Here is a 25,554-nt window from a genome sequence, read left to right on the forward strand (position 1 = left end):
GTTGTTCTGTTGGTGCAAGTCGCCTCAAGCTTTATTAAAAAGAAATGGTTTCTCACAGGGCCTTTAATAGCGTTAGCGATCGGCATATTGTTAGGACCAGTTTTTAGCCTGATACAACCCGACAAATGGGAAAGCGAAAACAGCTTTCTGCTGGAAGTGACCAGGCTTACGCTTGTTTTTGGCTATATGGCCATTGCTCTTCGTTTGCCCGTTGCTTATCTCCTGAAAAAATGGAAATCCTTAGCTATATTATTAGGTATAGGAATGCCGCTGATGTGGATAAGCACGGGCGCGGTAATCTATTTCACGTTAGGGATTTCCTTTAGCGTTGCCATGCTAATTGCTGCCACTGCTGCTTCCACAGACCCTATTGTTGCCTCCACGATAGTAACCGGAGGAGTGGCTAAGAAAAACCTTCCTGGGCGCATACGCCATATTATCTCCGGAGAATCAGGGTCCAACGACGGCGCAGCTTACCCTATCGTCCTCTTACCCATCCTGCTCTTCACCCACCCGACCGCCGAAGCACTCTCCCAGTGGTCCCTGAAGGTGATGTTGTGGCAGGTTGGCTTTACAATACTGCTTGGAGCTGTACTAGGCTATGCAGCAGCAAAAATGCTGAAATGGTTTGAAGCAAAGGGCATTGCCAAAGAAAGTAGCTTTCTGGGTTATATAGTTGCCTTGTCGCTGCTGGTCATCGGCATAGCAAGGGTGATGAACACGGATGGGATTTTGGCTGCATTTGTTGCTGGTATTGCCTTCAGAATGGCGGTTGGGAAGAAGTCAGAAAGGGTAGAGATAAAGATTCAGAAGGCTGTTTCGAAGTTTTTTTATACTTCCCAATTTTATTCTTTTTGGCCTGATGATGCCCTGGCAACAGTGGCTGGATTACGGCTGGCGTGGGGTAGCGATGGCGCTAGGCGTGCTGCTTTTCCGCAGGATACCCGCCTTGTACCTGCTGTCTCCATTCATAAAGCCCCTGCGCAGCTGGTACGATACGCTGTTTGTTGGGTGGTTTGGCCCCCTTGGTGTTTCTACGATTTTCTATGCCGTGCTTGTCCTGCAACGGACAAGTCAGGAGGAAGCGTGGGTCCTGGGAAGCCTTTTGGCTTTTGCCTCTCTGATTGTACATGGCTTTACAGCCACTCCTTTCACACGCATGTTTAATAAATACTTCTACGGGAATGAACCGCAAAATAAAAGTGAGGCAACACAGTAAGTAGGAGCATGTTTAAAATTCATCCTTTGCGCTGCAAACCGCCGCTAAAGGAACCTGACTTCACAGTTTTCTCGCTCCATAGCGCTGCTATGAAGCTCCAAAACCGTTTCGGCAGAACCCTTTAAGGTCAGTTTTCGCTTGCAAAAACGTAATTTAAACATGCCCTAAGCAACTTAATGCCCAAGACAGATTAAAACTATGGATATACTTCTTCTTTTACTTGGCATAGCAGTTGTGTTTTGGAGCATTGTGGAAGCCTTTTGGACCATTATCTGGATCGTAGGAGACTCCGCTCCCATAACCTCCCGCTTTACCACGGTTACCTGGCGCCTGTTCCGCACAATTTTCAGTAAAAAGCAACACAGGATATTAAGTCTTGCAGGCCCGCTGATTCTTTTCTTTAGCATCCTGCTCTGGCTCCTGTTCCTTTGGTTGGGCTGGACATTGATCTTTTACGCTGATCTATCCTCCATTGCCTCTACAAGGTCTAATGTTACGCCTGACTTTACAGATGTGTTGTGGTATATAGCCTACTGCCTGTTTACCATTGGCAATGGCGATTTTACGCCCAATGGAGATGCCTGGCAGGTGCTAAGCTCACTGGTGGGCCTTAACGGGATGCTGATGATCACCCTTTCAGTGACTTACTTTCTTCAGGTAGTATCGGCTGTAGTAAACAAAAGATCGTTTGCCAGCCAGGTAACCAGTGTAGGCAGCACTCCGGAGGAGTTTGTTTTAAAGTTCTGGAATGGCAGAGATTTTAAGGACATGGAGTTTCAGCTAAGTTCATTGTCTCAACAGCTTGCCACGCTTAATGAGCAGCACATGGCGTTTCCTATTTTGCATTATTACCGAACCACAAGCAATCAAAAGTCTCAGGGGAGGGCCATTGCTATTCTGTATGATGCCCTGCTGCTTCTTGAGCATGGTGTAGAAGAATGCGCGCGTCCGTCACAGGCCTACTTGCATTCTGCTCTGGAATCAGGAAAGAGCTTTTTGAGCACACTAAAAACTGCCTTTATAGATAAAGCAGAGGAATTACCTCCGCATCCCTCTTTATCCAGGCTATATAATAAAGGAGTGCCCACTCTCCCTGAGCAGGAGTTTTATCAGAGACTGGAAAAGGAAAAAGACAACAGGAAACTTATCTTAGGGTTGATACAGAACAACGTCCGGCAGTGGCCATCTTGAAATGTTTTAAATTACTTTGTCCTATCTTGCCTTCGCTTTTACAAGCTTCTGCCGCCACTTGTGGAATGCTTAGGAGACTAACATTCGTGTGGGGGAGTATTCAGGCGGTACTATAATTATCCGTTCTTTTGCTTTAAAAGCAGCCAGCTGCTCAAAATCAAAAAGCCCTTCAAATCGAAGGGCTTTTTGATTAGTAGAGGGGATTTACTATTCTTTCACAAAGACATAGGTTACAACCTCACCTGGCCCTCCGGCAGGCAGAGTTCTTTCCAGTACCATTTGTGTTGGGCTAAGGCCTTGTACGATGTAGTCGTGTGACAAGGTCAGTACATTTCCTTCTGCCTGCCATTCAGGATCATCATAATACGTTTCACCTAGCAAAGCCCCACTGAAGGTGCCATTGCTCCTGATGTCAAAGTAAGAGCTTTCCAGTTGATACACCTGGTCATAGGCAGCAGTAAAGTCTGCACCATCCAGTTGCACCTGCTGTAACTGCCATACCATACCTGTGGCGAGGCTGTCGGTTACCAACATCTCTAAGGGAGAGGGTGTCTCTGGTTCTGGCTCAGGCTCTTCAGTACCTGGTACCGGAAGCATGTCTTCAATTAGTTCGCAGCTTGCAAAGCCAAACATCATAAGTGTAAGAAATAGTAGCGTAATTGGTTTAAGTGTTCTCATAAGTTTTATAGGATTAAATAAATAATAAATTTTGTCTCTATACTGTATTGTATAATAAGGGTTATATTTATTTTAAAAATGTGGTTATAATCTTGCGCTTAGGCACAATAAAATGCAAAATACTGCATTGGTGTGTTTTAGAATGTTTGATGTTATAGTGCCAGGAGATTATATAAAAATAGTTCAAAAGTTATCATAGTCGCTTTACTGTCTTGCAGGCAATTTATATCAGGCAGCATCAACCCATTATAAAAACATAAGACGCAGGAATAAGTATAAGTTTGAAGGCCAGGGATCAGTATCAGTTGTTGCTATATGCACAGACCTGTTTCTATGTCTTATCATTTCCCTGTGTGGGCTTGCCTGTAAAGTTAAAGAATCAGTGCCATTGACAACGCCAGTTTTAAATTTTCCAAACCCTTTGAATAGGTGATTGTACCAGACCTTCTTTTTTACTTTTAAGGTTATACTAGCATAACCTGCTGCGATAAACTGCTTCGATTACGCAAACCCATAGCAAACTGATAGACAGGTAGAACAGGTTTGTTATCAGTTGTTATGTCATATCTGCCAAGTGTATTCCAGTTATAACCCGCCAAGTTGGAGCGGGTGATTCTGGCCAAATGTTTTTACTTCTTTTAGTCACCTTTAAGGCAAAGTGAACGTAAAAATGATTACGAAGCCCTTCGCTTTTCACCCTTATAATAGTCCAATTATGATAATAAACAACTACCAATCAACCCCCACGGACAGGAAAGAGAAGAAGCGGGGGGGCATTCTGAAGTGGACGTTAATTGGAATACTGGTCCTTGGCATTTGCGTTGCCATAGCTGCTGTGGCCTATGAGATGCATACCTCCAGGTTTCAGGCGGAGGAGCTATCGCAGTACGCTGCTTCGCTGACTTACAGCGTGAAGCCAGGTGCAAGCGACACCATTGCTTATCCGAAGGCAGGCCCTTTTGACATGCGCCTGGGCTATGCACAGCTGCCAAAGTTACTGGAACGTGCGCAGTTACGGGGTTTAGAGATAGAGTACCAGGCCCGGTTCTCGCCAGCTTTAATGGAATATACCACTAAAGGATTCTTTACGCCCTATCCTGAGAAATCCCAGACGGGCCTGAATATCGTTGACTGTGGGGGGCAGTCTGTCTATCACTCTCCTTATCCTAAACGCATCTACGATTCCTTTGAGTCAATTCCTCTTCTTACCGTGCAATCCCTGCTGTTTATCGAAAACAGAGAACTGCTGGACACAGACAGACCCTTCATGAACCCGGCCATTGACTGGGGACGCTTTACCAAGGCTATCATGCACGAGGCAGCCAAATCTATTGGGCTTGAGTACGAGACGATAGGAGGCAGCACCCTGCCCACTCAAATAGAAAAGTATCGCCATTCCCCGGCAGGGCTAACCGCCGGCCCCCGAGATAAACTGATGCAGATGGTTTCCGCGAGTGTGCGGGCTTACCAGGGAGGCCCTGAAACACTTCCTGCGCGCCAGGCGGCGCTGCTAGCCTATGTAAACACAGTGCCGCTATCGGGGGCACCGGGGTATGGCGAAGTGCATGGCCTGGGAGATGGCCTCTGGGTCTGGTTTAACTCAAATTTTGACGAGGTGAATCATCTTTTGAACCTCCCAGGCGCTCAGGGAGATACCCTTGTTGCCCAGGGACAGGCCCTGCGGCAGGTAATTTCCCTGATGATTGCCCAACGCCGGCCTTCTTTTTACCTGGGGACCCGGGGCCGTGCTGAACTGAGCAAGCTAACGGGAAGCTACCTGCGCCTGATGGAAAAAAATGGCTACATCAGTCCCGCACTGCGTGATGCGGGGCTAGCGCAGGAAATAACTTTCCGCGACTTCAGCAAAGCGCCGGCAGTAACACCTGTAGATACCGACAAGGGCGTTCTGATGGTCCGCACCCATCTCTCCGAGCTCCTCGGCACCTCGCTTTACGACCTGGACCGCCTGGACCTTGCCGCCACAACCACTTTGCAACATGATTTACAGAAACAGGTCAGCACTTTTCTTGATAGCCTGAGCGATCCAGCATTTGCCAGCACTGTTGGCCTCTTCGGGGATCGCCTGTTAACTCCTAGCAGTACAGAGCAGGTGCGTTACAGCTTTACTTTATTTGAACATACCCCGCAGGGCAACTTGGTACGGGTGCAGACAGACAACACCGATCAGCCATTTGACATCAATGAAGGTAGCAAACTGGAATTGGGCTCCACCGCCAAACTGCGGGTACTGGTTACTTACCTGGAGATAATAGCGGAGATACATGAGCGTTATGCCAACAAGCCTCTGGAGACATTGCGCAAAGCATTACAGGAACCGCAGGATAACCTGACCAGCTGGGTGCTGGTGTATCTGATACGGGAGAAAGACAAAGGCCTGCCGGCAATGCTTCAGGCGGCACTGGAACGCCGCTACTCCGCCAGTCCGCGGGAAGTGTTTTTTACCGGCGGCGGCCTGCATAAATTCCATAACTTCCGGAACGAAGACAACTGGAGCAATCCAACTGTGCGGGAGGCTTTGCTGAAGTCCATCAACCTGCCCTTCGTACGGTTGATGCGGGATTTAGTGCGCTACACCACTTACCAGAACACCGGCAGCAGAGCCAAACTACTGGGAGACGACCGTGACCCGCGCCGTCGGGAATACCTGACTCAGTTTGCCGATCGGGAAGGCAAGACGTTCCTGCTACGCTTCTGGCGCAAGTACAAGGGCAAAACACCAGAGGAGCGCCTGGATAAATTCCTGGACGGGCTTCGCCAGGACCCGGTACGCCTGGCCGCCGTGCACCGCTACCTCTATCCTGAAACCGACTCCGTCAGTTTCGCTGCATTTCTGCGCGAGCGCTTGCCAGATGAAAAGATTACCGATGCCAGGATGATAGAATTGTACCAGCGGTATGGCCCCAATGCCTATAACCTCCCGGACCAGGGCTATATTGCCCGTGTCCATCCGCTGGAGCTGTGGGTGCTGGCTTACCTGTTGCAGCACCCCGGGGCGGAGTGGGCTGAGGTAGTGGAAGCAAGCAAGGACCAGCGCCAGGAGGTTTATACCTGGCTGTTCCGCACACGCTTTAAAAACGCCCGTGATTCCCGTATCAGCACCATGCTGGAAGTGGAGGCTTTTGCAGATATCCAGCAGCGCTGGGAACGGCTCGGTTATCCTTTTGACCACCTTGTGCCTTCTTTCGCCACTGCGCTAGGTTCCTCCGGCGACCGACCGGCGGCACTGGCGGAACTGATGGGTATTATCCTGAACAACGGAGTGCGCCAACGAACGCTGCGCATCGAGAAGTTGCACTTTGCTGCCAATACCCCTTATGAAACTTCCCTCACGCGCCCGCCCATGGCGGGGGAGCAAGTGATGGTACCCGAAGTGGCCGCCGCTGTGCGGGAAGCACTGTCTGAGGTGGTGGACCTGGGAACTGCTCGCCGACTGCGGGGCGGTTTTACCATGGCCAACGGTAATCCGCTGGATATGGGGGGCAAGACCGGCACAGGTGATAACCGGCTTGTCACGGTCAGTTCCAGGGGGCATCGCATGACCTCCCGTGCTGTTAACCGCACCGCTACATTTGTCTTCTTCCTCGGCGACAATCATTTTGGCACTCTGACTGCCTTTGTGCCTGGCCGTGAAGCAGCAGGCTACAGCTTTACCTCTTCGCTGCCGATCCAGGTGCTGCGTGGAATGGCTCCGATACTGGAGCCTTACCTGGAGCCAGGGAGCAGCACCTTATGCTTAGGTGCACCTGAGGTTCCTCCGGCAGTCAAGCCCCTGATTACGGTAGATGGGAATGTCCCTGCTTCGACTGTTGCATTGCCTACCTCCGCTTACATAGAGCAATAAAGACAAAGAGTAGTATGTTGAACCTGAATTCAATGTCAGGTTGGATCGTTAAAAGCAGGTTTTTAGAAATATGCTACTGGTTCTGAGTTAGTCAGAGGTTACATAAAAGTAAAAGGGAATAGCCTTCAAACAGCTATTCCCTTTTACTTTTATGTAACCTCTCTTTCATAGCGCGAGCGTTCTCGCTCGTGCTGACTATCTAACGGCCTCAGGCTGTATGTGAAAGCTACAGAGCCTGGGTAGTAAAACAATTCAAAGCCTATGCTTCAGGGGCCAGAGGCCCTGCAATAACAGACATGAGATTGGACCCTCACGCCATAGGTTTAGTTTAGTATATTACAACCTGCCTTCAAAGGGGCTTTATGAATCCTGACTAAAGCCTGTTAATAATCAAGCTTATACGCTGCTACCCTGTTTTTGAGGAAAGTAGGAACCAGAACCAGTTGCTCTTCTTCTATGTAATCAATATCCGCTGTGTTGGATTCTTCTCCCTTTGTGTCCAGCAGTAAATGCTCATTGCCGTTACGGATCAGGTAAATTTCTCCCTGCCAGCGGCTCGCGATATAGGTGCTATCGTCAATAATAACCAGGCCATCGCCGCCGGTTACTGTTTCATTTACAGGTTCTGCGGTTTTATCCTGCATGTTGTACCTTCTAAGCCCCTTTCCGTCCAGCACAAACATTTCTCCTGCATCATTAAAGGCTAGTCCATTGATCCCCTCCATTCCTTCGGCAACAGTATTCACGCTGCCGTTTTCCAGCACGTGCACTTTGCCTGTCTCTGAGTCAGTAAAATATACCTTCTCACCGTCGGTAGCCGCATCGTTCAGGAAGGCAGCATCCTGCACAGGATAACGGTTTGTAACAGTGCTATCGGCTATGTTGATTTCAACCAACTCATCAATATCCGTGACATAAAGCTTGCCGTCCATGATGGCCATGCCCTTGGGAGCATTCAGTCCTGTTACCCAGTTTAACTGGCTAATTGTGCCATCAGGTCGCATGATGGCGATAAAGCCTTGGCCGTCTTTTTCAGAGTGGTTCCCCTGTATGTTGCTGACATAGATGATGTTGTTTTCTTCGTCGTACAAGGTAGACTCGGCGGTGGTCATAACCGTGTCTGTTTCCCATACCTTTGTGAGGCTGGGTTCTGTTGCTGTTTCAGTTGCATTCATGTCTGCGGTTTCCTGTGTTTCTGTTTCACCTGAGCAGGAAAACAGGACAGAAGCGAGTAGCAGAAGGGAAAAAGTGCTCTTCATAGTCAGAAAATTTTTAGTGTGAGAAAAGATTTTGATATCGAAATTAAAAAATATTATATGTAATACGAAAGACAGATAAGTCAGTACACAAGGTATCTGTAAAAGAATCTATATTTGTCCTGACAAATGCAGCAGCAATGGTTTAACAGGCATTGTGCCACCACTCCTGTAAAGTAGTAATACCATAATAAAAACTTACTCTTAAATTCTATGGCTGATTTCGATCAGGAGACCTTGGCATACATCAGGAACAACAACCTCATTGGTATCAAAGCCGGTAGTGAAAGAGAGAAATTCCTTCCTATCTGGATGGTGCTCGTTGATGATAGGATATTTGCGCGTTCTTGGGGATTCGGTGAACGTAGTTGGTATAATACCTTTCTGACCGATGCCTATGGACAAATCCAGTGCGGTGATAAAGTTACGGCTATCAGGGCCAGTGTTCCCGAAGAAGATGAAAGTCTACAGGATCGTATCAGCCAGGCCTATTTAGACAAGTACGACAAAGGGGAAAATTCCTTCTATGCCAGCGGAATCATCAAACCGGAACATGTCGCTAAAACCATGGAGTTCAAGCCGATTGAGTAAAATAAATATATCCTGTTGCTAACAGATCGCCGGAACAAGAAGTAAGTTATTTGTAAGCATGCGGCGCATCATGATTCCGACTGAATATAGCATGCCTTTTGTGTTGAAAATTTCTTTAGAAGAAGTGCTCACCAATTTGAGGAGGAGCCTTGGGCTTTTTAAGGCTGCAGGAATTATTTTACCTCCTCTCACAGCCTTGTGCAGCGGGCGGCGATGCTGTCAGCAACCCACAGACAGCCTCTCTTCAAGTTCTTCCATTACGATAGCAGCCAGACCCTCCAGCATTGCTTCTTCATCTTTAGAAAATGCGCGCGGCTTCTTGTCCACTACTGCCAGCACCCCAATGTTAAAGCCATCGGGTGTTGTGAGCGGGGCTCCGGCATAAAACTGTAAACCAAAGCTGCCATAAACCAAAGGGTTTGTTAAAAGGCACGGCTCCTCTCTGGCGTTCTCGAAAACAGTAACTTCATTTTTAAGAATTGCCATAGAGCACAAACTGATGTCCCTGCTAAATTCACCGGCTCCCTCCATTTCTATATTTGACTGTGCCACCACGTTCATTTCATCAACAAAACTCACCAGGGCTATCGGTACATTAAAAATACGCGCTGCCATACTTACTATATGCTGAAAAGTGCCCGTTTTGTCGAGGTTTTCAATAATGTTATAACCGTACAGCTTTGTCAGTCGCTTTTTTTCGTTCTCTTGGATCCCTGCCTGTTCAAGTATAATATTCATGTTATAAATGGTTTCTATTCTTACTAAAAGCCTAAGAGAACAAGGCTTTTAGCTTTTGACTTCTGAAATGAAAAAATGATATCAATATCTTCGCTCTTGATGGGCTTATGAATAAGTCCCGTTACGAAAGGATAATCCTGCAGCCTGGCAGTGTCTGAAGTGTCGAGAGAAGAGGTCAGGATATAGATGCTGCATCTCTCGCGAAGCCTGCATTTTAGTGGCGCCAGGGCATCCAGAAAGCCCCAGCCATCCATAATGGGCATATTCAAGTCCAGAAACATGACCTCAGGAATACTGTCCTCATCACTTGCGAACAATGCATCTAAAGCCTTTGCGCCGGAAAGGAACGTTTTAATATCGAGTGTTGCATCTTCCATAATCAGCATGTTCTTTGAAAGGAATATGCTTAAATGATCATCGTCGATGATAAATATTTTCATCTTAAATTTTTGGTAAATAAATCAGGAACCTTGTGCCGAAACCAATTTTACTGGTAACCTCTACGTGTCCGCCCATCGCTTCTAAATGCGTTTTGACCAGGTATAAGCCAATGCCCCTGCCTTTTTTATCTACATGAAACCGCTTGTACAATTTGAAAATGTTGTTATTCGCCTTTTTCATGTCAAAGCCGGAGCCGTTGTCAGAAAAAGAGATAAGTATACCTTTGGCTGTGTTGCCAAAGCTTTTGATGCGTACCACCAGGGGACGTTCTTCGGACCTGTACTTGATGGCGTTTGACAGAAAGTTGTAGAATATGCTGTACACGTATGCCTTGTTTGCCTTTACGCTGACACCTTCTTCAACGCAGTTGACTAGCGCGCCACCGCATTTTTGAAATGGCTCCTGTAACGACGACAGTACCTGATCTATCACAGTATTAATACTGACCTGCTCCTGGTCCATGTTACCATTGCTGTCCCGGATTGTGAGGATGGTGTTGATGTCTTTTAAGACATTGTCTAGCTGTGTTATGCTCTGATTTAAAACTGATAGCGATTTGTCATATAGTTCAGAGTCTTTGTTAAGCTTGGTCAGGAGATTTGCTAAACCCATTGCATTGGCAACAGGTGCCCGCAGGTTATGAGACACCAGGTACGTGAACTGCTGCTGATCACTGTTTTTAGCATAAAGGTCCTGGGTCATTTTCAGCAGGTTTGTCTCGGCCTCTTTCCTGAAAGTGATGTCTTTCAGAATAGCAATAAATTGCCGCACAGTTCCTATAGCATCATAAACAGGCGTAATATCCATAGAAACCCAGAACTTTTCTCCTGACTTCTTGTAGTTGATGAGCATCGCGTTAAAATGGGTACCCAACCTCAGCTTCTCACGCATCATGCTGACTGTTGCTTCTTCGGTTTCCTCACCCTGCAATAAGTCTCCTGGCTTTCTTCCTGCTATCTCGGAGAGGGTGTAGCCTGTGGTTTTAGTGAAGCCTTCGTTTACCCACTCCGTCCGTCCGCAGGCATCAGTAATAATGACGCCATTGTCCGTGCTGCTGGCCACTAGCGACAGCTTTTCAAGCTCCTGCTGCGACTTCACCCTGTCTGTGATGTCAGTTTGTACAGTAACGAACCCTAAAATCCCGCCATTCCCGTCATAGGTGGGGTTCACCTGGACTGAAAGCCACAGCTCCTCACCATCCTTCCGGTAGTTCAGTATTTCAAAAGATACCGGCTCACCACTTACCATTTTATCTTTTACTGCTTCAAAAGCCTTTTTATCTGTCTTTTGACCGTGCAAGAAATCAGAAGGAATTTGTCCTGTAACCTCTTCTAATCTGTATCCTGTCAGTCTGGTAAAACCTTCGTTTACCCACTCAATTCTTCGCGCTCTGTTGGTGATGATGACACCATTAGTCGTTTTGCTGGCAACTAAAGATAGCTTCTCAAGTTCCTGCCTTGCCTTTACTTTTTCCGTAATGTCATCAAAATAAACAGATATGCCTTCTTCTGAAGGGAAAGCCCTCACATCCAGCCATACATCGGTGCCACTATAGTAAGCTTCAAACTGCGCCGCCTTGCCTGTTGTAACCGCGTGGTGGTATTGCCTGTAAAAAACGCCGTTCTTTTCGATTGGAAACTTCTGCCATGCATTTTCCCCGATATAACAGCCCCGTTCTATTTCCAAAAGCCTCTCCGCTTCGCTGTTAATGTAAGTGAAGTTCCATTCTTTATCTAATGTGAAAAAAGCGTTAGTGATGCTTTCAAAGATGTTGCCTAACCGTTTTGCCTGCCGCTTAATGGTATTATAGGAGTGCACCAGCGACGTGATTTCCTTAGCAATGGTCTGCACACACACAACCTCATCTTTTACAATGACAGGGTATTTGATGGTGTCGTATATCCTGGTTTCTCCGTTTATCTCGAACTCGAATTCAAAACGCAGGGAGTTTCCCAGTAGTGCCTGCTGAAGATATCTTTCGTTCACAGCAGCCATATCAGGAGGCAGAAAGGAGGAGGCAGGAGAGTTGATTAACTGCGCTTCGCTCAGTCGCAAACTCTTAACAAGTTGCTGGTTAACTTCTGTGATAAGCCCTTCCCTGTTTTCAATGAAGACAACATCCGGGTTATTGTCAAACAAGACTCTGTAACGTTGTTCGCTTTCCTCTAAACGTGACTGGCTTTTTCTTTGCTTCGTCATGTCACGCCCCACACAGTAGAGTGTGTTGTTGTCTTCTGACCAGACGCCATACCAGCGTATAGGTACTACATGACCTTCTTTATGTATATAGCGGTTTTCAAAGGCGCTTTTTTCGGAGGTATGAAAGAGTGTCCGTACAGTTTGTTCAGTTTTGGGAAGGTCATCAGGGTGCAGGAAATCTGAATAGTGGCGACCAATCATTTCACTGCTCTTATATCCTAAGATATTCTTGCTGACATCACTCACGTACCGGATGTAACCGTTTATATCAATGCTCCCGATGATATCGAGAGAATGTATGACCATTTTTTCAAAATCAAAAAGAGCCTGATTAGATTTCATCTAATATTCGTAATAGTATTGTGTAGTGTCGTTTATTGGTTTATTTATAAAAGTGAAATAATTGTTTTCGAATATGCCTCTTAAATAAACCTGAAAGCAAGTTAAGTGAATAATTAATTCTTTCGATATACTTATATTCAAATATTTTTAATATTGAATTATTGCAAGAATTCAGGTTGGTTATATTCTTTTAAAAGTTGAAATGTTTCAATTTGGCAGATGCCTTCTTTTTCTTCAAATGAAGCATTGGTTCTCTAAAAAGGGATAGCTTTTTCAAATCCTTTGAATCAGCGGGTATGTAGCATAAAAAACCCCGTATCTGGCTTGAGCCTTGATACGGGGTTTTTCTTAAGCTTGGTATGTTATAAAGAATCAATCCATTTCTTCAGTTCGCCTTTAGCTTTGCCGGTCTTTTGCTGAAGCTTACCTAGCCACTCGTCCTGCTGCCCTTCATTGTAGGTCAGGTCATCATCAGTCAGGTCGCCATACTGCTGCTTCATTTTTCCTTTCAGTTCATTCCAATTTCCCTTTGTTCTATATTCTGTCTCGTTCATGGTTAGTTAGTTAATGGGTTAAAAATCTCTATATTATTTTACGGAAATGGTGTCTGTGTGTTCCTCTATTACCTTTAAACTTGTAGCCGTTTTGCATGCTGTTGCAGTAGCAATACAGGGCTGCTGCATAGGCATGATTCTGACTTGTTAGTCTTTTTTGTCACCTTTAACAGGTATTGTAAGTATATTTTTTGATTACTTTTTAATGATTGTATTTAAAATGCAAGGTGTTAATAATGAGTACTATAAGTAGTTTTGTGAGTAATTACTTTCTACTTTTTTTATCATTAAGTTGATGGTGCATATGTAACTTTGCTTTTTTGTAAAACAATCCTTTGTAAGTGTTGTGCCAGAAATAGGCACAGGCAGTACCAGAGTTTGTTTTTTTCGTAATAAACTAGGACGTCAGTTAGTTAGAAGAGGAGTAAGAATGTTGCGACACTAGTAAGTAAGTACTCATTTATTTAACATCTATTTGTTGTATATTATACAAAGCTTTTTCATATTTGATATGTTCTTGCATGTATGTATAATTTCTAGTGAATCAGCCCGAGGAAGACCGAGGAAGAAAATGTAGGTACTTTATAATGAGCTCAGACCCTAGAGAGAAAAGAGCTTTATGAATGCATCAGTTAGAGCTCTTCCTTCTGCCTGAAAGAATCTAATACCTGGAATAGCAAAACAAGCGTGGCTGCCTTAGCAAAGCTTTAAGATGCTTTTATCCGGAAACAATAGTTTCACCATCTTAACCCCGTTGTATGAAAAAAAAATACACTACATCTCCGGTGTTCCCCAAGGGCACCCCTTTAAGTAGTTCACCACACAAGAAAAGGCTGGCAGTACTTTTGGCAGCCTTGTGCCTGACGCAGGGGGCGGTGGAGGCTACTTCATTAAACAACTACGGTAGTGCCTGGCATGTTGTGGGGCAGGCCACAGAAGTAAGTGGAAGAGTGGTAGGCGAAGATGGCGTTGGTGTACCGGGCGCTACGGTTGTGCTAAAGGGCACCTCCATGGGTACTGCCACAGACGTAAATGGGAACTTTACCTTAAATGTGCCAAACGGCACGGGTACTTTGGTTGTCTCTTTTATCGGTTACAAAACCCAGGAAATACCCATAAACAACCGAGCCACCATCAATGTAACCCTTTCTACTGATGCCACAGCTCTGGAAGAAGTTGTAGTGACAGGTTATGGTACACAAAAAAAGGCCGATGTGACGGGCGCTACCGCTACTGTGGATGCCAAAGACTTGAATGCCGGGGTTATCAACAACCCCATGCAGGCCGTGCAAGGTAAAGTGGCCGGTCTTAATGTAGTTTCCGGCGGCGGCGACCCCACAAATAATCGTCCTGCTATCCGTTTAAGAGGAACATCTTCTCTGAGCGCTAACGCAGAACCTCTGATTGTGATTGACGGTGTGGCTGGAGCTGATTTAAATACTGTAGCGCCAGAAGATATTGCCTCCATGGATGTTCTGAAAGATGCATCCGCTGCTGCTATATATGGTTCCAGGGGATCAAACGGTGTAATCATCATAACCACTAAGCGTGGTATAGCCGGTAAAACGACTGTTGAACTGAGCAGTTATGTAGGACTGGAACAAGTTTCAAACACGCTGCCTTTCTTGTCTCCGGAAGAATATGTCGCTAAACTAAGTGAAGTTGGACTGGATGTTAGTGCCTATGACTATGGAGCCCGTACCGATTGGTTTGATGCAATTACCCGTAGTGCTTATAGCCAGAACTACAACGTGGCAGTATCCGGAGGCACAGGAGATTTTAACTACCGTGGTTCTGTGGTGTACCTCGATCAGCCGGGTGTTGCTTTAAATTCAGGCTTCGATCGTTTAAATGCCCGCCTTAATTTAACTCAAAAGGCCCTGAACGATAAACTGGAAGTGCAGTTGTTATTGTCGCAGCAGATAAGCAACAAAAATTACGTAGATTATTTTGCTTTCCTGGCGGCTGGAAGGCTTAATCCAACCTTCCCGATTTATAATGACAACGGTACTTATCTGCAACCAGGAGTTGAAGGTTTTGATGAATACAATGGCGAACGCTTGCCTGGAGGCTTTGAAATTGAAAATCCGGTGGCGCGTATGAATCAGTTAACAAATGAAGCCCGGGAAAAGCAGACGCTGGCCAACCTGAAGGCTTTTCTAGAGCCTGTTGAAGGATTGAAGTTTGGGGTGAATACCTCTATTAACAATTTTAACAGGAATTACGGATTTTTCCGGCCAAGTATCTGGAAGGCCAATGGCAACGACATAGCGTATGCCCGCCGTGAGCAGCGAGAAGTAATAGACATGTTGACGGAACTCACAGCGCAATATGAAGGAGAGGCCGGTGACCACAACTACTCTTTTTTAGCGGGTTATACATACCAAAAGTTATCAAACGAAGGCTTTAGCGCTGGTAACAGCAGATTCCCGGATGCCTTCGGGTACCATAACATTGGTGCTGGTAACGCAAACATCGATGAAACCAACTCCACCAACAGAGAGGTAGGTTCTTATAAATCGGAGGCTATTCTGGTCGGAATCATTGGCCGCGTAAACTACTCCTACAAAGATAAATACTTGTTGACGTCAAATATCCGGCGCGACGGCTCTTCCCGTTTTGGTACAAACAACCAGTGGGGATGGTTTCCGTCAGTGTCGGTTGGATGGCGCATCATGCAGGAGGAATTTATGCAAGGCGTTACTTTTATAGATGACCTGAAACTGCGTGTAGGATATGGTGTAACAGGTAACCAGGAGGGTATAGCCGATTATGCTGCCAGGCAGATATTTGCCCCAAGTGGTACTTACCCAACCAATGGAGGTTTTCAAACAGCCTACGGTTATGGTCAGAATGCCAATCCTGACCTGAGATGGGAAACTTCGGCTATGACCAATATCGGAGCGGATTTTTCTTTCCTGAATGGCCGCCTGAGTGGTTCCCTGGAGTTTTATAACAAAGACACTGAAGACTTGCTGTTCAATTACCCGATATTTATCGGACAAAAGTACGGTTCGGACGGGCTTACAGCGGTAACAAATAATCTCCTGGCAAACGTGGGCGAGATCAACAACAAAGGTGTAGAACTGGCCCTAAGCTATCAGGTAGTGGCTGAGGGTGATTTTCAGTGGAGTACAGATCTGAACCTGGCGCATAACAGAAATGAAATCGTTTCTCTTAGCTCCGACATTTTTCAATATGATGTCACCTCGCCGAGAACCTATGGTGGCTTCGGTAGTGGTCAGGGTGGTATCGCGCAGCCAGTTGTGCTACAGGAGGGCTATCCTGTTGGCCAGTTCTTTGGACCAATATTCGAGCGTTTTGGTACTGCAGTTGATGATGATGGGAATACGAGCCCTGTCTACATCTGGCGTGACATTAATGGTGATGGAGAGATTGATCCTTTCGGTGAAGACCGTACGTATATAGGCGATGCTAACCCTGACCTGACTTTTGGATGGGGTAATAATTTTAGCTATAAGCGCTTTAACTTTAACTTTCTGTTAAGAGGTGCTGTAGGCCACCAGATCGTAAATGGTCCTTATATCTATTCTGCTAACCCTAACCGTTTCCCAGGTAATAACGCGCTTGAGGATGCGTTTGAAACCGGAATTCCGGAAGGCTTATCTCCTGCCTTTTCAGACATGTGGGTAGAAGACGGTGATTTTGTGCGACTTGATAACTTCAGACTTTCCTATTCTTTGCCAAGCTTCTGGAAGTACATGAACAATGCTCAGGTATATGTTGCAGGTAATAACACGTTTGTAATTACCGGTTACCGTGGTATTGACCCAGAGCCAAGACTTGGCGCGACGCGTGACATCTATGGGGGAGGCGATATCAATGTGAACCTCTCTCCTGGTGTAGAACCAGTTACCTTCTATCCAAGAACACGTTCATTTGTTCTTGGAGTTGCTTTAACCTTATAAAGAAAAGCCAACACATTAGCTTTAAGAAGCATTTAAGCAAATAATGAGATTTACTTTATGAAAAAATATACTTATAAGCAATTCATGACGGCTGCATCCATTGCAACCATGCTGCTGGGGATTCAGGCCTGTGATCTGGATGCAGAGGTCTTTGACCAGGCAGAAGCAGGAAGATTTCCCCGTAATGAGCAGGAACTCCTCTCTACGGTAGGTGCTACTTATGGCCGACTGCGTGGCTATTACGACCCGGTTACGGTTTTGAATACGGCAACCACTGACGAAATGGTGGTACCTACACGTGGGCCGGACTGGTACGACAATGGCACCTGGCAACAGATGGCCAAACACGAATGGACCCCGGTTTCTCCTGGGCAGATCAATGGTTCCTGGGAGTGGGCATATGGTATTGTTGCCAACGCGAATATAAACCTGGTGGCTCTTGAAGAAAGTGAATTAGAAGTACAGGGTAAAGAAACTGTTGTTGCAGAAGTAAAAATGCTGCGTGCTTTCGCTTACTTCTTCCTGTTGGACATGTTCGGTAACGTTCCTCTTCTTACAGAAGATACTGCGACGGGTAACGCTACCCAGGCTACCCGGCAGGAAGTGTTCTCTTTTGTTGAGAGTCAGATTCTGGAGGCAATTCCAGATCTAAGGGATGAGAAAGGAGCAGCTATGTATGGGCGTTTTTCACAGGCAGCCGCTTATACGTTATTGGCTAAGCTTTACCTGAATGCAGAAGTATACACCGGCACACCACGTTGGGAGGACGCCCTCGAAGCAACAAATGCGGTTATAAATGCTGAAGCAGACTATTCGCTGAACCCTAACTTCCTGGAGAACTTCTCTGTGAGCAATCAGAATATTTATCAGGAGAATATCTTCACCATACCTTTCGATAAGATTCTTGCAACTGGAATGAACTGGCAAATGAGAACCCTGCATTATTCTTTGGGTTCTGCTTATGGTCTAAGCAATAACCCCTGGAATGGCTTTGCCACCAGAGCTGAATTCTATAACAAGTTTTCGGACGATGATCAGCGTAAAGATATGTGGCTTGTGGGCCCACAAACAGATAGATCCGGCAATGTTATCACGTTTGTAGATGCTGTGGATGGTGAAAGCAAGCCGCTGAATTTCACGCCGCAGATATCGTCGCTGGAGAGAGCTTTCGGAAATGAAGGCGTGCGAAATGTGAAGTATGAAGTACAGCAGAACAACCCCCGCGTTAATCAGGATAACGACTTTGTCGTTTTCCGATATGCAGATGTGTTGCTGATGAAAGCAGAGGCTCTTCTACGCTTAGGTAACGTCACAGAAGCTGTAGAACTGGTAAATGAAGTTCGTGCTCGTGCCGGGGTTGATCCATTTACAACCTTAACACTGGAAATGTTGCTGGAAGAGCGAGGCAGAGAGTTAGCCTGGGAAGGATGGCGCAGAAATGACCTGATCCGTTTTGGTGAGTTTACAGGCAGTACCTGGCAGTTTAAGAACAACACGCAGGATTTTCGTAAACTTTTCCCTATCCCGAACCAACAGCTGTCTAACAATCCGAACCTGGTACAAAATCCTGGATACTAGCAGGTTATTGAACTAAAAAGCTCTTATTATTTTTACCAAGAAAGCAAGTTGTATAACTTGCTTTCTTTCTTTAGATTTAAAAGAACGCAACGTGCTTCCTACTGCGGGAGACAGCTTACATTATGTCCCGGACTTACCTACAATCCATATCCTTCGCTCTTATAGTCAGTTCGTGCTTTGCCTGCAGTAAAAAAGCGGAACCGGAGCAAGACACCCTTTTTGAGGAGCTCTCTGCAGCCAGCACAAACATTGACTTCGTCAACAAAGTGGAAAGCTCGGAGGAGATGAATATCTTTAACTACCGCAATTTCTACAATGGCGGCGGCGTAGCTATTGGGGATATCAACAACGATGGACTGCCAGACATCTACCTGACTGCGAACACCGGGAAAAACCGCCTTTACCTGAACAAAGGCAACCTGCAGTTTGAAGATATAACAGAGCAGGCAGGGGTTGGGGGAAATCAAGCTTGGAGCACGGGAGTGACCATGGCCGATGTAAACGGCGACGGCTACCTCGATATTTATGTGTGCAATGCCGGGGAAGTAAACGGCGATAACCGCAAAAATGAGCTCTTTATCAACAGTGGGGCTGCCGGCAATGGAGTGCCTGCTTTTACGGAGCAAGCTACCGCTTATGACCTAGGTGATGAAGGTTACTCCACCCACGCTACGTTTTTCGATTATGACCGGGACGGTGACCTGGATGTATACCTGCTCAACAACAGTTCGTATCCGGTAGGGAGCCTGGGCTACACCAACCTGCGTGAGCGGCGGGATGCCTTGGGCGGTGACAAACTGCTTCGAAACGACGACGGCAAGTTTACAGACGTTAGCGAAGCGGCCGGTATATATGGCAGCCTCATCGGCTTTGGGCTTGGCATTACGATTGGAGATGTAAACAATGACAACTGGCCCGATATCTTTATCTCCAACGATTTCTACGAGCGGGATTACCTGTACATCAACAACCACAACGGCACCTTTACAGAAGCCAGCAAAGCATGGATGCCGCACGAAAGCCTTTCCTCAATGGGAGCTGATATTGCAGACCTCAACAACGATGGCAACCAGGATATATTTGTGACAGACATGCTGCCCGGAGACGATGTAAGGCTGAAAAGAACATCCGTTTTTGAGAATTACGACTTGCAGCAGCTCAAACTCTCCCGCGACTTTCATCACCAGTACATGCAGAACATGCTGCACCTCAACAACGGCGACAGCACCTTTAGCGAAGTAGCCCGACTGGCTGGCGTGCACGCCACCGACTGGAGCTGGGGTGCCTTGCTCTTTGATATGGACAACGATGGCCTGAAGGATATTTTTGTTGCCAACGGCATATACCAGGACCTGACTGACCAGGACTTTGTGAATTTCCTGGGAAACGAAGAAACCATGCGCAAGGCCATGACAGGCGGCGGGTACAACTATAACAAAGAGCTCATCTCTAAAATGACGTCCACGCCCATTCCAAATTACGCTTTCCAAAACAAGGGCAATCTGGAGTTCTCAAATCAGGCTGATGCGTGGGGGCTGGGCAAACCCGGTTTCTCAAACGGCGCCGCCTACGGCGATCTTGACAACGATGGTGATCTGGATCTGGTGGTGAACAACGTGAACATGCCGGTTTCTATCTACAAAAACAAAGCCTCTGAAAAACTCAAAAATCACTTCCTGCGCGTGAAGCTGAAGGGTACTGGCAAGAACCTGAATGGCATCGGCGCAAAAATTTACGTGTACCAACCAAGCAAAACAGTATACCTGCAGCAGATGCCAAACCGTGGCTTTGAATCGTCTGTGGACCTGACGCTGGTGTTTGGCCTTGGAAAGGAGAATGTGATTGATTCTGTGAAAGTCATATGGCCGGACGATAAGATGCAGGTACTGCAGCGCGTGAAGCATGACCAGGAGATAACCCTGCAGTACGAGCAGGCAGACCAGTTATTTCTGCCAGGGGCAGCCACACCAAACAAACCTTTTTATGATGCCACACAAGAGGTGAAGCTGGATTATACGCACCAGGAAAGCAATTTCGTGGACTATAATCGGGATGCCCTGCTTAAGCAAATGTTTTCTACGCAAGGGCCGGCGATGGCCGTGGGCGATGTGACCGGCGACGGTCTGGAGGATGTATATGTAGGCGGAGCATCCGGAGGAGCTAAGAAGCTTTTTGTGCAGCAGAAAGACGGAACGTTCAGGGAAAGCACCACAACAGTTTTTGAAGAGGCTACCGCTTCTGAGGATGTAGCTGCCAAATTCTTTGATGCCGACAAAGACGGTGACCTCGACCTAATCGTGGTGACAGGCAGCAACGAGTTTGGTGCTAACGCACCGGAACTCCTGGACCGGCTTTACATAAACGACGGCAAAGGAAATTTTACCAAGGATACACGGCTTCCGAATATCAATACCAATGCTTCGAGTGTGGCCATAGCTGATTTTGATCAGGATGGCGATTTAGACTTGTTTATTGGGGGGCGCATGGTGCCGGGAGGCTATGGCTATGATGCGCCCAGCTATTTATATATTAACGATGGTACCGGTAGCTTCAAAAACTACACAAAACGCTACCTTCCTGCAAATGAACTCGGTATGATTACGGATGCGGCCTGGGTAGATCTGAACGGGGACAAGTTTCCAGAGCTTGTTGTGGTGGGAGATTGGATGCCAGTTACGATTTACACCAACAACAAAGGCAGGAGCCTGAGCGAAAAGTATGAAGTGCCTAACTCAGCCGGATGGTGGAACGCCATCAAAGCTGCTGACATAGATAGCGACGGTGATATGGATTTCATTCTGGGGAATCTGGGCCGAAACAGCCGTATCGTTGCAAGCCAGGATCAGCCAGTGGAGCTGTATGTGCATGATTTTGAAAACAATGGTACGGTGGAGCAAATTATCAACTGCTACACGGAAGACGGCAAAGCCTACCCCATGGTACTGAAACAGGATTTGCAGCGGCAGGTGCCAAGCATCAAGAAGAAGTTTGTTAAATACACTGATTATGCCGGAAAGCAAATCCACGAAATTCTACCGGAAGAAGAGCTGAAAGCAGCAGTGGTCAAGAAGGTGGAGAATCCGAACTCCTCTCTTTTGATCAACAAAGGAAACATGAAGTTCTCCCTGGAGGCGCTGCCGGTAGAGGTACAGTTCTCTCCGATACATGGCATCGAAACTTTAGACTATAACCAGGATGGCCATCTGGACATCCTTCTGGCCGGGAATTTCTATGATGTACTGCCGGAAATAGGGCAATACGATGCTAACTACGGCCTGCTGCTGGAAGGGACGGGAAAAGGAAAGTTTGAGGTTAAAAGCCCGAAGAATACCGGTTTTTTCACGAAAGGACAGGTTCGCAAAATGCAGCAGGTAAAGGGGGCGAATGGACAGACATATCTTCTGCTAGCCAAAAACAATGACAGGCTTCAGGTTTTCAGCTTTCGATAGAAAAAGTAGCTGAGCACCTTTTCGCCTGATTTTTACGCTTACAATTTTTGTTTCGCCGCTTATGCATCACATCATTACCCTATCAACCAAACAGAGCACCAGCCGATGGGCGGCAATGGGTGCATTAGTTTGTGCCTTTGCATCCTTGATTTCTTTTTCCGGCTGCCAGAGCAAAGCAGATGTGGGAGAGAACGCCCTTTTTGAACTCGTAGATTCTACTCAAACGAACATCAGCTTCATAAACCAGTTGCAAGAGACAGACCAGCTGAACATCCTGAGCTACCTGTATTTCTACAATGGTGCAGGCGTAGCGGCCGGAGACCTCAACAACGACGGTCTGACAGATTTATACTTCGTTTCGAACCAGGGGAAAAACAAGCTCTACCTGAACAAAGGAAACTTCAAGTTTGATGATGTATCCGAAGCAGCCGGGGTAGAAGGCTATTCTGATTGGCAGACTGGCGTGACCATGGCCGATGTAAACGGCGACGGATGGCTGGATATATACGTATGCGCCGTGGGCGATTATAAAGGCCTGGAAGGAGCCAATGAGCTCTACATCAACAACGGCCCTGATACAGACGGTCAGGTGACCTTCACGGAAATGGCCGCTGACTACGGCCTCGACTTTACTGGTTTCTCTACTCAGGTCGCTTTCTTTGACTATGACCGTGACGGTGATCTGGATATGTACCTGCTCAACCACGCCGTGCACACCTCCCGCAGCTACGACCGCGTAACGGCGCGTAACCTGCGCAACAACGAAGCAGGCGATGTGCTTTACGAGAACCAGTTGATTTCCGCTGAGGGAACAGCGCCACAGGGACAGGTGGTGAAGTTCAAAGACGTAAGCGAAAAGGCCGGCATATATGGTGCCGCCATGGGCTACGGATTGGGGGTGGTGGTATCAGACCTGAACAATGATGGCTGGGACGATATCTATGTATCCAATGATTTTCACGAAGACGACTACTACTACCTCAACAACGGTGACGGCACTTTTACTGAAAGTGTAAAAGAACACTTCCGGCACCTGAGCAGGTTTTCCATGGGGTGCGACGCAGCAGATATGAACAACGACGGCTATCCTGACGTGATGACGCTCGACATGTACCCGGAGGACGAGGTGGTGGAAAAGACATCTATGGGAGAAGATCCTTTTGATATCTTTCTCTATAAGCTGCAGTTCGGGTACTTTAACCAATACAGCCGCAACTGCCTGCAGTTAAGCCACGCGGGCCAGAAGTTCTCTGATGTAGGGCTTATGGCGGGTGTAGCGGCTACGGACTGGAGCTGGAGCACTTTGCTGGCGGATTATGATAACGATGGCATCAAGGATATCTTCATCTCAAACGGCATTGTGCGGCGGCCAAACAACATGGATTATGTTAAGTTCGCCTCCTCTGATTCTATGCTCCATGCTCCCCAGATATCAAAAGCCCTGGATCAGAAAGCGGTGAATATGATGCCGGATGGAAAGGTGCATAATTACCTCTACAAAGGCAGCGACAGCCTGCAGTTTAGTGATAAATCGCTGAGCTGGGGCTTTGCGGAGCCTACCATTTCTAACGGGGCTGTTTATGCTGATTTAGATAATGACGGAGATTTGGAACTTATTACCAACAACATCAACCAACCGGCTGGTATCTACAGAAATAAAGGCGAAAAGCTGCTCCATAATAATTACCTGAAAGTAAAGCTGAAAGGGGATAAGCTAAATTCCTTTGGCTATGGAGCAAAAGTGTTGCTCAAGAGCAAGGGTAGGGTACAGGTGCAGCAGCTCATGCCCACCCGCGGTTTTATGTCGTCTGTAGAGCCCGTTTTAAACTTTGGCCTGGGTAAGCTTACCAGTGTAGATACGCTGGTGGTGATATGGGGAAACCAGCAGGTGGAGCTGAAAACGAACATCGAAGCAAACACCACGCTGGTGCTGGAAGAAGCTGCAGCACAACATCCGGCTGCCACATACTACAGCCTGTTCCAGACGCCAAATCCTTTATACGAAGAGGTGACGGAGACTTTCCAGGTGAATTTTAAACACAAGGAAAACAGCTATCTCGATTTTTACCGCGAAAGCCTCATTCCTTTCCAGACATCCACTGAAGGACCAAAAATTGCCGTGGGCGATGTGAACGGCGACGGTCTCGACGACTTTTATATTGGCGGCGCGAAGTGGCAGGCCGGTGCGCTTTATATGCAGCAGGAAGATGGTGATTTTACAGCCACGAACGAGGCAATTTTTCAAGCTGATTCTGTTTATGAAGATGTGGATGCCATCTTCTTCGATGCCAACAACGACAAGCACCCGGACCTGTATGTGGTCAGCGGCGGGAACGAGTTCTATGGCAACATGAAAGAGCAGTTCGATCGCCTGTACCTGAACGATGGAAAAGGCAACTTTACGCGGAGCCACACACTGCCTGCCATGTATGATAACAAAAGTTGCGTACGCCCTTTCGACTTTGACAATGACGGAGACCTGGACCTGTTTGTAGGAGGCCGTGTGCTGGGCTATCAGTATGGAAATTCGCCTAACTCTTACCTGCTCGTAAACGACGGCAAGGGCCGCTTCTCAGACAAAACCGACGCTCTGGCTCCTGAATTGCGCAAGGCCGGCATGATAACCGATGGCGTATGGGCAGATTATGACAACGACGGAGCAGCAGACCTGATTGTATCAGGTGACTGGATGCCACTGACTGTTTTCAGGAACAAAGGCAACAGCTTTGAGAAAGTAACGGACAGCAACGGATTAAACCAGGCAGTGGGTTTCTGGCAAACAGTGAAAGCCGCCGATTTCGACAACGACGGAGACATCGACCTGATTGCCGGAAACCTGGGCACCAACACCAAGTTCAGGAAGGAAGGAGGAGGGGCACTGAGAATGTATGTAAAGGACATTGATGCCAATGAAAGCCTGGACCATATCCTGGCCTATAGCCTGAACAACAACTGGTATCCGGTGGCCACAAAAGACGAGTTGGGGAAACAGCTGCCGCTCATCAATAAAAAATTTACAGACTATAAAGGTTACGCAGGCAAAACGGTGGAGGAAATTTTTGATAAAAATGAACTGGAAGATGCACGCCTGATGGAAGTAAATACCTTTGAATCGGTTTACTGGGAAAACATTGGCAATGGACAATTTAAAAAGCACTTATTGCCCCAGGAGGCGCAGGTCTCTAAATTGTTTGCCTTTCATGTGGAAGATGTGAACCAGGATGGGCATCTGGATGTCATAGCTGGAGGAAACTTATATGGAGTGAGCACCTACCAGGGGAGGTATGACAGTAGCTATGGTGTGTTGTTACAGGGAAATGGGAAAGGCGCTTTTGCATCAGTGGATCTGGCTAATGCCGGCTTTGTAATGGACGGTGAGGTGCGGGACATCAAGACGCTGCGTACTGCTGATGGTGAATTGATGCTGGTAGCACGCAACAATGCACCGGTACAGGTATTCAAAAAACGGAAACAGGCTCCTGCCGCAGAACAGCTTGCTGTTCGCAACACGAAGTAAAGTCTTAAAT

The 25,554-nt window shown here is 46.9% G+C and carries 13 protein-coding genes and 1 pseudogene; 8 read left to right on the top strand and 6 right to left on the bottom strand.

Features of this window, described 5'->3' with window-relative positions:
- Positions 1-12: 12 nt before the first annotated feature.
- Both E1919_RS20325 and E1919_RS20330 read left to right on the top strand, forming a co-directional pair.
- Positions 13-1,219: pseudogene (locus E1919_RS20325) on the top strand (cation:proton antiporter domain-containing protein).
- Positions 1,220-1,417: 198 nt separating this feature from the next.
- Complete coding sequence (locus E1919_RS20330; RefSeq protein WP_162055258.1) at positions 1,418-2,410, top strand: potassium channel family protein; 993 nt, start codon at positions 1,418-1,420, stop codon at positions 2,408-2,410.
- A gap of 207 nt (positions 2,411-2,617) precedes the next feature.
- On the opposite strand, the gene E1919_RS20335 is transcribed toward E1919_RS20330, so the two are convergent.
- Positions 2,618-3,088 (bottom strand): hypothetical protein, encoded by a 471-nt coding sequence (locus tag E1919_RS20335; RefSeq protein ID WP_162055259.1) that lies wholly within the window; start codon positions 3,086-3,088, stop codon positions 2,618-2,620.
- Positions 3,089-3,803: 715 nt separating this feature from the next.
- On the opposite strand from E1919_RS20335, the gene E1919_RS20340 reads away from it, so the two are divergent.
- Positions 3,804-6,950: a transglycosylase domain-containing protein gene (locus E1919_RS20340; protein WP_162055260.1), complete on the top strand. Its 3,147-nt coding sequence runs from the start codon at positions 3,804-3,806 to the stop codon at positions 6,948-6,950.
- 383 nt (positions 6,951-7,333) lie between these two features.
- On the opposite strand, the gene E1919_RS20345 is transcribed toward E1919_RS20340, so the two are convergent.
- Complete coding sequence (locus E1919_RS20345; RefSeq protein ID WP_162055261.1) at positions 7,334-8,209, bottom strand: SMP-30/gluconolactonase/LRE family protein; 876 nt, start codon at positions 8,207-8,209, stop codon at positions 7,334-7,336.
- A gap of 210 nt (positions 8,210-8,419) precedes the next feature.
- On the opposite strand from E1919_RS20345, the gene E1919_RS20350 reads away from it, so the two are divergent.
- Positions 8,420-8,797, top strand: a complete 378-nt coding sequence (locus E1919_RS20350; RefSeq protein ID WP_162055262.1) for a DUF2255 family protein — start codon at positions 8,420-8,422, stop codon at positions 8,795-8,797.
- Positions 8,798-9,016: 219 nt separating this feature from the next.
- Here E1919_RS20350 and E1919_RS20355 read toward each other — a convergent pair whose 3' ends face one another.
- The 4 genes from E1919_RS20355 to E1919_RS20370 all read right to left on the bottom strand — a co-directional run bounded on the left by E1919_RS20355 (position 9,017) and on the right by E1919_RS20370 (position 13,071).
- The gene (locus E1919_RS20355) at positions 9,017-9,535 is read right to left on the bottom strand and encodes a GAF domain-containing protein (protein WP_162055263.1); all 519 of its coding nucleotides are present in this window, start codon (positions 9,533-9,535) and stop codon (positions 9,017-9,019) included.
- Positions 9,536-9,558: 23 nt separating this feature from the next.
- A complete protein-coding gene (locus tag E1919_RS20360) occupies positions 9,559-9,975 on the bottom strand; it encodes a response regulator (protein ID WP_162055264.1) in 417 nt (138 codons plus the stop codon).
- Position 9,976: 1 nt separating this feature from the next.
- Positions 9,977-12,481 carry a PAS domain-containing sensor histidine kinase gene (locus E1919_RS20365; protein WP_237144705.1) on the bottom strand — a complete coding sequence of 835 codons (2,505 nt, stop codon included), beginning with the start codon at positions 12,479-12,481 and terminating at the stop codon, positions 9,977-9,979.
- Between the two features lie 398 nt (positions 12,482-12,879).
- Positions 12,880-13,071, bottom strand: coding sequence for a CsbD family protein (locus E1919_RS20370; RefSeq protein ID WP_162055266.1), 192 nt, complete (start codon positions 13,069-13,071; stop codon positions 12,880-12,882).
- A gap of 758 nt (positions 13,072-13,829) precedes the next feature.
- On the opposite strand from E1919_RS20370, the gene E1919_RS20375 reads away from it, so the two are divergent.
- The 4 genes from E1919_RS20375 (at position 13,830) to E1919_RS20390 (ending at position 25,544) form a co-directional block, all read left to right on the top strand.
- Positions 13,830-17,000, top strand: coding sequence for a SusC/RagA family TonB-linked outer membrane protein (locus E1919_RS20375; protein WP_162055267.1), 3,171 nt, complete (start codon positions 13,830-13,832; stop codon positions 16,998-17,000).
- A gap of 57 nt (positions 17,001-17,057) precedes the next feature.
- Positions 17,058-18,578, top strand: a complete 1,521-nt coding sequence (locus E1919_RS20380) for a RagB/SusD family nutrient uptake outer membrane protein (RefSeq protein ID WP_162055268.1) — start codon at positions 17,058-17,060, stop codon at positions 18,576-18,578.
- Between the two features lie 122 nt (positions 18,579-18,700).
- On the top strand, positions 18,701-22,027 hold the full coding sequence (locus E1919_RS20385; protein ID WP_162055269.1) for a VCBS repeat-containing protein: 3,327 nt from the start codon (positions 18,701-18,703) through the stop codon (positions 22,025-22,027).
- A gap of 61 nt (positions 22,028-22,088) precedes the next feature.
- Positions 22,089-25,544, top strand: a complete 3,456-nt coding sequence (locus E1919_RS20390; RefSeq protein ID WP_237144707.1) for a VCBS repeat-containing protein — start codon at positions 22,089-22,091, stop codon at positions 25,542-25,544.
- The last annotated feature ends 10 nt before the right edge of the window (positions 25,545-25,554 follow it).

The sequence above is a fragment of the Pontibacter pamirensis genome, assembly GCF_010015475.1.
Lineage (GTDB): Bacteria > Bacteroidota > Bacteroidia > Cytophagales > Hymenobacteraceae > Pontibacter > Pontibacter pamirensis.